Here is an 8092-nt window from a genome sequence, read left to right on the forward strand (position 1 = left end):
AACATTGAGAAGTTATTTTTAATAAAACAGTGAAGAGGAGGCCGGTAAAGCCGGCGTCAAAATGAAAATTGGGAATTCAGTCTGCTATCGTTATTTTAAGTCGCTCTTTGAATTAAGTCATTATTATTTGGGTTAAATATAGCTGCAGGCAAATAAATTAGCCAAATTCCCTGAATTATATTAAAAAGTCTGCGGGGTTTACGGCATAAGTGTGAGTGCTTAGAGAAGCTGAAGTACGCCGTAAATTGCTAAAATACTATTAATCAACCTTTTCAGTACTGAGACAATATGACACCATTTGAAAATCCGGTTCTTGATGCCGTAATTCAGGAAATACCGGGCCTGATAAGCAGTACGGAGTCAATAAGAGAGATTCTGCTGGCCAACCTTGCGATGCTGGGTGAAGTACCCTCACCAAGTTTCCACGAAGAACGGCGCATCAGGCTGCTGCTCGATCGGTTTACCGAGCTCGGCCTCTCCAAAACATCTATCGACGAAGTAGGCAACGGGGTCGGTGTTATCGACGGGCAGGGCGGAGATAAAAATATTATGCTCGTAGCCCATGCCGATACCATTGTGCCCGAAACTGTAAATCACACTTTCACCATTACACCTGAAGAAGTGATAGGCCCGGGAGTAGCTGATAACAGCCTGGGGGTTGCCGTGCTTGCAACACTGCCCTATATTTTTGAAAAGATAGGATACAAGCCAAATAATAACATCATTTTAGTTGCCGGAACCAAAAGCCTCGGCCGCGGAAATCTTGAGGGTCTTCGTTTTTTTCTCTCAAACGGAAAGATGCCGGTTAGCTACGGCATTTGCGTTGAAGGCGTGCGGCTGGGCAGGCTTAGCCACAAATCGATTGGCATGCTTCGAGGTGATATTACCTGCCGCATCCCGGAGCAGTACGATTGGTCCCGCTTTGGTTCTTCAAGTGCTATCCTCACGCTAAATGAGGTGATCAACAAAATTAACGATATCCGCCTGCCGAAGCGTCCGAAAAGCAGCGTTGTGATGGGTTCGATTGAGGGAGGTACCTCCTACAACACGATTACAACTTATGCGCGCCTGAAGTTTGAAATTCGCTCAGAGTCCGCCGAACTAACCCGTGAAATTGCAGATCGTATCGAGGAAATTACCACTGAAGTAACATCCGGCCACAGTGAAACGGTCGAACTCGACATCTTTGCCCGGCGTGAACCGGGCGGTATTGCATTTTCGCATCCGCTGGTTCGCTCAACGCGCAAAATTATCAAGTCGCTGGGCGTTGAGCCGCACCTGGCCCCATCTACATCCGAACTGGCTGCCTTTATCGATAAGGGCATACCTGCGGTAACGATCGGGATAACAGAAGGAAACCGCATGGGCGAGGATAAGGAATCTATAACAATTGAACCCGTTTACAAAGGGCTGGCCCAGCTAATCGCAACTATTAAAGCTATTGACGGAGGCGCTTGTGAGCTCAATTAAACACTGGATTAAACAAAATACCTACCACCATTCCGATTTTTGGGATATCAGGAAAATGGTGGAAGAAAAAGAACGGCAGGGCCTTACCATTTCTCTGTGTCTGCCAACGCTGAACGAGGAAACGACCATCGGTAAAGAAGTAGTGCTGTTCCGCTCAGAGCTGATGAGCCGTTATCCGCTGCTTGATGAAATTGCCGTAATCGACTCCGGCTCAACCGATAAAACCATCGAAATTGCGCAGTCTTTCGGCGCCGATACGTATCTGGCTGATGACATCCTCCCGCATCTTGAAAAGAAAAAGGGCAAGGGAGAAAATCTCTGGAAATCCATTTATCAGCTCAAAGGCGATATCATTGTGTATGTTGATGCCGATATCAAAAACATCCACCCCCGTTTTGCCTACGGCCTGATAGGCCCGCTGATTTACCGTCCGGAAGTGAAGTATGTGAAAGGCTTCTACGACCGGCCGCTTACGCTCTCGAATGTAACCCGGCCATCAGGCGGCGGTCGCGTGACCGAGATTCTGACCCGCCCGCTGTTTTCGCTCTTTTTCCCGGAACTCACTGCCATCATTCAGCCGCTGTCAGGCGAGTATGCGGTGAGGCGCGGCGTGCTCGAAGAAATCGCCTTTCCGATCGGTTACGGAGTAGAAACCTCGCATCTGCTTGATGTGTACGGCAAATACGGCATGGAGGCCTTCGCACAGTGCGACCTCGATCAGCGGATACACGACAACAAATCGACCCGCGACCTCGGCAAAATGTCGTTCGGTATTTTACAGACATTCCTCACCCGGGGTAAAGAGATGGGCATCCTTGACTTACACAAAGATTATGAAACCATCTTTCGTCAGTTTCAGGCCGTAAAAAGTGAGTATGATGTGGTTGAACATCATATTACCGAAGATGAACGGCCGCCGATGAACACAATACCCGAATACCGAAAAAAATACAATCTCGACGGCTGAGAACCCTCCGCGGCTGTTTATAGTGGCCGTTTTTCATTAATTTGAAAGAGCCTGCGCATCTTGTGTGTCAGGCTCTTTCATCATAAAAAACAAGCACCAAAGCGAAACTCAAATGACTACCGCCTTCACGCTCCGCCAGAAACTCCTCAGACGGATTCTCGAACTCTCCAAACCCATGGAGCCGGAACCAACCTACACCCCGCCGGTTCTGCAGAAAATGAAAGGCATCAAAGCTGTAGCCTTCGATTTTTACGGCACCATGTTTATGTCGGGCACGGGCGATACCATCATCGATGACCCTAAAAACGAGGAGTCGGTCGCATTTAAAGCCGCTTTTGAAACCTTGCTGCCCTCCCTCAGCATACAGCCCGATGCCGTTGAGGGCGTTCAGATTTACAAGCGGGTTATTAACGATCACAAGCAGGCCATGAAGGATGAAGGTGTTGATTACCCTGAGGTCGAAATCACTGAAGTCTGGAAAGATGTGCTGGGCCGCCTGCGTGCTTGCGGTAATGAGGAGCTGCCAGCAGATCCGGGTCAGGAGTTTCTTGAAAAACTCACCATCGAGTTCGAAATGCGGAACAATCCTACCTGGCCCATGGCCGATCTCGAATCGACCCTGCAGGCCCTCGCTGCCAAATCGCTGAAACTTGGCATCCTGTCTAATTCGCAGTTCTACACACCCATGATCTACGAGGCCCACATCGAAACCGAGCCCGATCAGGCCTACTTCGATATCAATCTTTGCATCTGGAGCTATGAAGAGCGGCTTTGTAAGCCCTCGCTCGATTTTCACAAACGGCTGAAAACCGCCTTTGAGGCGCACTACGGCATCAAGCCTGAAGAGGTCCTTTTTGTGGGCAACGACATGCTCAAAGACATTTACCCCGCGCACCACTTCGGATTCAAAACGGCGCTGTTCGCCGGCGATCAGCGCTCCCTCAAATGGCGTAAAGACGACCCCCGGGTTTCCGATATCAGCCCCGACCTGGTAATCACGCGTCTGTATCAGTTGGTGCAGTGTGTGGGGTGATGGGCCCCTTGCCCTTATCCGGTTTTACGAACAAAAAAGGCGTCCCAAAGGGGACGCCTTTTTTGTTTAGTGGTATTATTTTAGGGTGATGCGTTTCCGGGCCTTAGCACGGGCAGAGACTTACTTCAGCAGCGTCATTTTTCGTGTGAGAACCTGATCGCCTGCCTGAAGGCGCAGCAGGTACATGCCGCTGGCAAGGGCGCCGGCATCGAAGTAGAGCTGATGCGCTCCCGCGGCCTGCCTGCCGCTGAACAGCACCGCCACCCGCTGACCAACCGTGTTGTACACCTCAACCCGAATATCGCCGGCTTCGGGCAGCTCATAGGCGATCTGCGTGCCGGGGTTGAACGGGTTCGGGTAATTCTGATGCAGCACAAGGGCGAACGGGTTTTCCCGCTCCGGCAGGCTGGTATCGTATTCATCCTCATTGTTGAAAAATACAAGGGGCAGCACGACTTCTTCTTCCAGTACAAATTCACGGTTGCCGTTATCGCCGGGGCCTACGCTTCCTTCCCAGCCGTCGTTTGGCAGCGGCCTGCCGTCGCCGGCTTCGATGTAGAATTTATAGGCGATGGTTGTGCCGGTTTCCTGTTCAATTTCTGTAGTGAGTACAAAAATTTCAGGTACCTGCTCGGGATCCTGTGCCAGGGCGCTTTCATCCGAAACGGACCAGCCGTTGAAGGAGCCGAGCACATGCACGCGGTCGCCCAGGCTCAGGTCGAAATCGCCTTTCAGCTGCTGAACGCTCATATCAACCTGAAAAGTCACAACGGGCGTAGGGTCGGGCTCAGGGTCTTCAACCGGGCCCAGGCTGCCATCGGCCTGCAGGTTTTGGCCGTATATGCCGCGAACGCCCGTGCGCTCATCTTCCCATACAAAAAAGACTTCATTACTACCGGCATTTGTGAATGAAAGCCGGTTTTTACTGCCTGCCCCGGGGGCAAGGGTAACGGCCTCAGAAGACCACACGTAATTGCCATCGGTATCAAGCCGTGCGGCCTGCAGGGTGTTTTCAGTGAAGGAGGGAGCGGTCATCCAGGCAACGAGCGCTTCGCCCCCGATCATAGCAGCGCGGATGTTGCCAATGTTGGTGCTGCCCAGGGGGATGAACTGCCGGCCGTCATCACCCCATGCTCTTGTGCCTTCGCCGCTTACGCGCTGACCGTAGAGCCCAATCAGGTTTTGGTTGCCGCTCGTTTCCCGCCAGAAGGCGTACACATCGCCGGTTTCGGGATCGAGCACGGCAGAGGGATCGGTACGAAGCTGACCCGCTTTAAATGAAAGCTGCAGGCCGTTCTGAGGAAAGCGGAAGCTGCCGTCGGCCAGCACCTGCTGCACATAAGATTGCAGCGCCGGCTGACTCTGATACCAGCTCACCAGCATCCCGCCGGTGCCGTCATCGCTCATCTTCGGGAAATTCCCGAGCTGCAGGGAGCCGCTGTTCATGATTTCGGCGCGGTTTTCTCCCCAAAGCCGGGTGCCGTCAGCAGCGTATTTCTGTGCCGTTAACCGGCCAGGAACGGTGGGCGGACCGAGCGTGCGGAACAGCACGATCACTTCACCGGCTTCGCCGGGCGCGTCAGATGCGGTAATGTCCGACACGGAGAGCAGGGCAGCCGCGGTTTCTTCGCGGGTCCAGAGGAGTTCACCGCTTGCATCAAGCTTCACAACCACAGAAGGGCCTGCGCCGGTGTATGCTACAACGTAGCCGCCGTCGGTTGTTGCGGCTACAGCCGGTGCGCCTGCAAAATCAGTGGTGCCGGAAACATCAATCCCGAGCTCGCCCCAAAGTGCGGTGCCGTCCGGGCTGTATTTCGCGGCAGTGATGCGCTCCCCGCCGCGACGATCGTCGCGGAAAGCGAGCACGGCGTTGCCTGAAGCATCAGCGGCAAGGCCGTAATCCTGTGTTGAGGTGAAATTGCGCTGCGCTACCCTGATGCCGTTCGGGTTCCACAGCAGGTTTCCCTGCGCATCAAGCCGCTGCAGGAAAACGTGATAGCCGCCAAAGCCGGAAAGCTCAAACCAGCTCACATAGGCGCCGCCGTCGGCAGGGTTCAAAGCAATTTTGGGCTGAAGAGACTCCAGCTGCTTGAGCGAAATAACCAGGTTCTCATTAGGATTTTCGCCCCATTGCGCCTGCGTTGCTTGCGGGAAAAACATTACCCATGATATCAACAACAAAGCAACAGAGTAGAAAAGTATATTTTTTAAGTGCATAACAGGTTGGGTTATGGTGAAGGGCTGAATTCAAATAAAACCGCTTTTTTTTAATCCCTGAATATTCATAACAAGCTTACGTACTGACTATGAATATGCGGAGCATCATGTTATTCAGCCAACGGTGTTCAGTTAATCAGGCAATTTTTCAATTTAGTAATTAAATCAAAAGCGGACATTTCTTTTTGAGAGCGGTTGCGCGGCAGCCCTTGATGGCCGGTAAATTAGAAAATCGGTATTGGCACAAAATAGCTGTATCTTACCAGCTTGGTTGTTTTTTGTAGAAGTAACCGGATTTCCTTAACAGGATTGAATCCGGCTATGCAGTTCAGGAACCTGATAACAGATAAAAATGCAGTAACGGGCATCGGGTCGGGTCGGGAACAGCACTATGGGGAGCATCTTGTTGATTGGTACAGGGTAATTGTGCCGGCGAAATATTTCACCGGTATAACCTGCCCGCCACCGACAGATGTATCAGTAGAAGCACATGTTGCAGGAACACCAGGCCCGTTCTTTCATTTATCTTTTATCAGTAATTCCATTATATGTCAATCCAATCATTTGCTGAGTTTGGTCTCAGCGAAGCCGTACTTGAAAGCCTTAAGAAAATGGGCTTTGAAGCGCCAACACCCATTCAGGCCCAGACCATCCCCCTGCTGCTTAGCGGGCGCGACGTGCTCGGGCAGGCGCAAACCGGCACCGGGAAAACGGCAGCTTTTGCCATCCCGGCTATTGAAATAGCCGACCCTTCCCTAAATCAGATTCAGGTACTTATCCAGTGTCCCACCCGCGAGCTTGCCATTCAGGTAACGGGTGAAATTCAGAAGCTATCCGGCCAAACCAGCGGTCTGCGCGTAGTTCCGGTTTACGGGGGGCAGCACATTTCCCATCAGATTAAGGCAATTAGCCGCGGTGCACAAATTCTTGTGGGTACCCCCGGCCGTACTATCGATCACCTCAAGCGCGGCACGCTCAAGCTCGGTCATCTCAAAATGGTCATTTTTGATGAAGCCGACGAGATGCTGAACATGGGCTTCCGTGAGGATATGGAAGAAATCCTCACCTACAAGCAAAAAGAAAACAGGGTGCAGATGCTGATGTTCTCGGCTACGGTACCCAAGCCGATCCGCGAAATCATGAAACGCTTCATGGTTGATCCGGCGAGCATCACCATCGAACGCTCGCCCGTTACCACCCCCGACATTAAGCAGTTTGTGGTTGAAGTCCGCGATTCGGTGCGGGTTGAAGCCATTTGCAGGCTGATGGATGTGAACAACTACAAACTCGGCCTCATTTTCTGTAACACCAAAGTGGCAACGGAAAATGTGTCGGCAGAGCTTCAGTCGCGCGGGTATTCCAGCGAAATCCTTAACGGCGACCTCTCTCAGGGGCAGCGCGATAAGGTGATGCAGAAGTTCAGAAGCGGTCAGATTGACCTGCTTATTGCCACCGACGTTGCCGCCCGCGGCATCGACGTTGATGATGTGGATGTGGTGTTTAACTTCGACATCCCGCAGGATCCGGAGCAGTATGTGCACCGTATCGGCCGCACAGGCCGGGCCGGAAAATCAGGAACCGCCTACACTTTTGCAAGCGGCCGCCGTATCCGCAGCATCAAATTCATTGAGCGCTTCACCCAAAGTGCGATCGAATCGGTTGGGATGCCTTCCCTTAAAGATGTGAAGGAATCCCGCATGACCCTGCAGATCAATGAACTGAGCGATGTACTCACCAAAGGCGGACTCAAGCCCTATATCGAGCAGATTGAATCTTTGTCGGAACTGAGCTATTCTCCGATCGAAATTGCCGCCGCGTTTCTGAAAATGCGGATGGAAGAGTTCGAGAAAAACCGCACCGATTTCCCTGAGCAGGATAATTTTGCTCCGCAGCAGGATTTCCGTGACGATAAAAAGTTTAAGAAAGGAAAGCGCGAGAAAGGCGGCAAAAAAGACAGAGGCGGCTTTGTGGATTCCCGCGACGACTCCAACATGCAGACCCTGCGCTTTAATGTAGGCCGCAGCGACAATATCCGCCCCGGCGATATTGTTGGGGCCATAGCCGGTGAGTCAGGCATTCCGGGCTACACCATCGGGCATATCGACATTCAGAGTAATTTCTCTTTTGTGGATATTCCTTCCGATAAGGTTTCCCTTGTAATGGATAAGATGAACAAGGCCCGCATCCGCAAAAAAAATGTAAAGGTGAAACCTGCCTGATTCGGATTCGGATTCGGAAACAAATGCAAAAAAAAAGCCTTCCTGAATAATTTCAGGAAGGCTTTTTTTGGTGTGCCGTGCATGGCAACCAACTTGGTGGTGAAAGTCCACTATGGGGGTTTGTAATCGCCAACCATTAGCCAAGAGCAAGGGTGTCCATCGCGAGGTGGAATCTGAAGGAAGCTG

At 51.8% G+C, this 8092-nt stretch carries 5 protein-coding genes; 4 read left to right on the plus strand and 1 reads right to left on the minus strand.

Features of this window, described 5'->3' with window-relative positions; genetic code table 11:
* The first annotated feature begins 288 nt into the window (after positions 1-288).
* The 3 genes from LAT75_RS08695 (at position 289) to LAT75_RS08705 (ending at position 3470) form a co-directional block, all read left to right on the plus strand.
* Positions 289-1470, plus strand: a complete 1182-nt coding sequence (locus LAT75_RS08695; protein ID WP_291482261.1) for a M20/M25/M40 family metallo-hydrolase — start codon at positions 289-291, stop codon at positions 1468-1470.
* A complete protein-coding gene (locus LAT75_RS08700) occupies positions 1457-2437 on the plus strand; it encodes a glucosyl-3-phosphoglycerate synthase (RefSeq protein ID WP_291482262.1) in 981 nt (326 codons plus the stop codon). The genes LAT75_RS08695 and LAT75_RS08700 overlap by 14 nt, the downstream gene beginning before the upstream one ends.
* Before the next feature lie 112 nt (positions 2438-2549).
* Positions 2550-3470, plus strand: coding sequence for an HAD family hydrolase (locus tag LAT75_RS08705; protein ID WP_291482263.1), 921 nt, complete (start codon positions 2550-2552; stop codon positions 3468-3470).
* Between the two features lie 120 nt (positions 3471-3590).
* Here the strand turns inward: LAT75_RS08705 and LAT75_RS08710 are convergent, their stop codons facing one another.
* Entirely contained in the window at positions 3591-5630 is a 2040-nt protein-coding gene (locus tag LAT75_RS08710) for a T9SS type A sorting domain-containing protein (protein WP_291482264.1), read from the minus strand.
* Between the two features lie 605 nt (positions 5631-6235).
* Here LAT75_RS08710 and LAT75_RS08715 point away from each other — a divergent pair.
* The gene (locus LAT75_RS08715; RefSeq protein WP_291482265.1) at positions 6236-7906 is read left to right on the plus strand and encodes a DEAD/DEAH box helicase; all 1671 of its coding nucleotides are present in this window, start codon (positions 6236-6238) and stop codon (positions 7904-7906) included.
* Positions 7907-8092 lie beyond the last annotated feature (186 nt).

It is taken from the genome of Cyclonatronum sp. (assembly GCF_022565315.1).
Taxonomy (GTDB): Bacteria; Bacteroidota; Rhodothermia; order Balneolales; family Cyclonatronaceae; genus Cyclonatronum.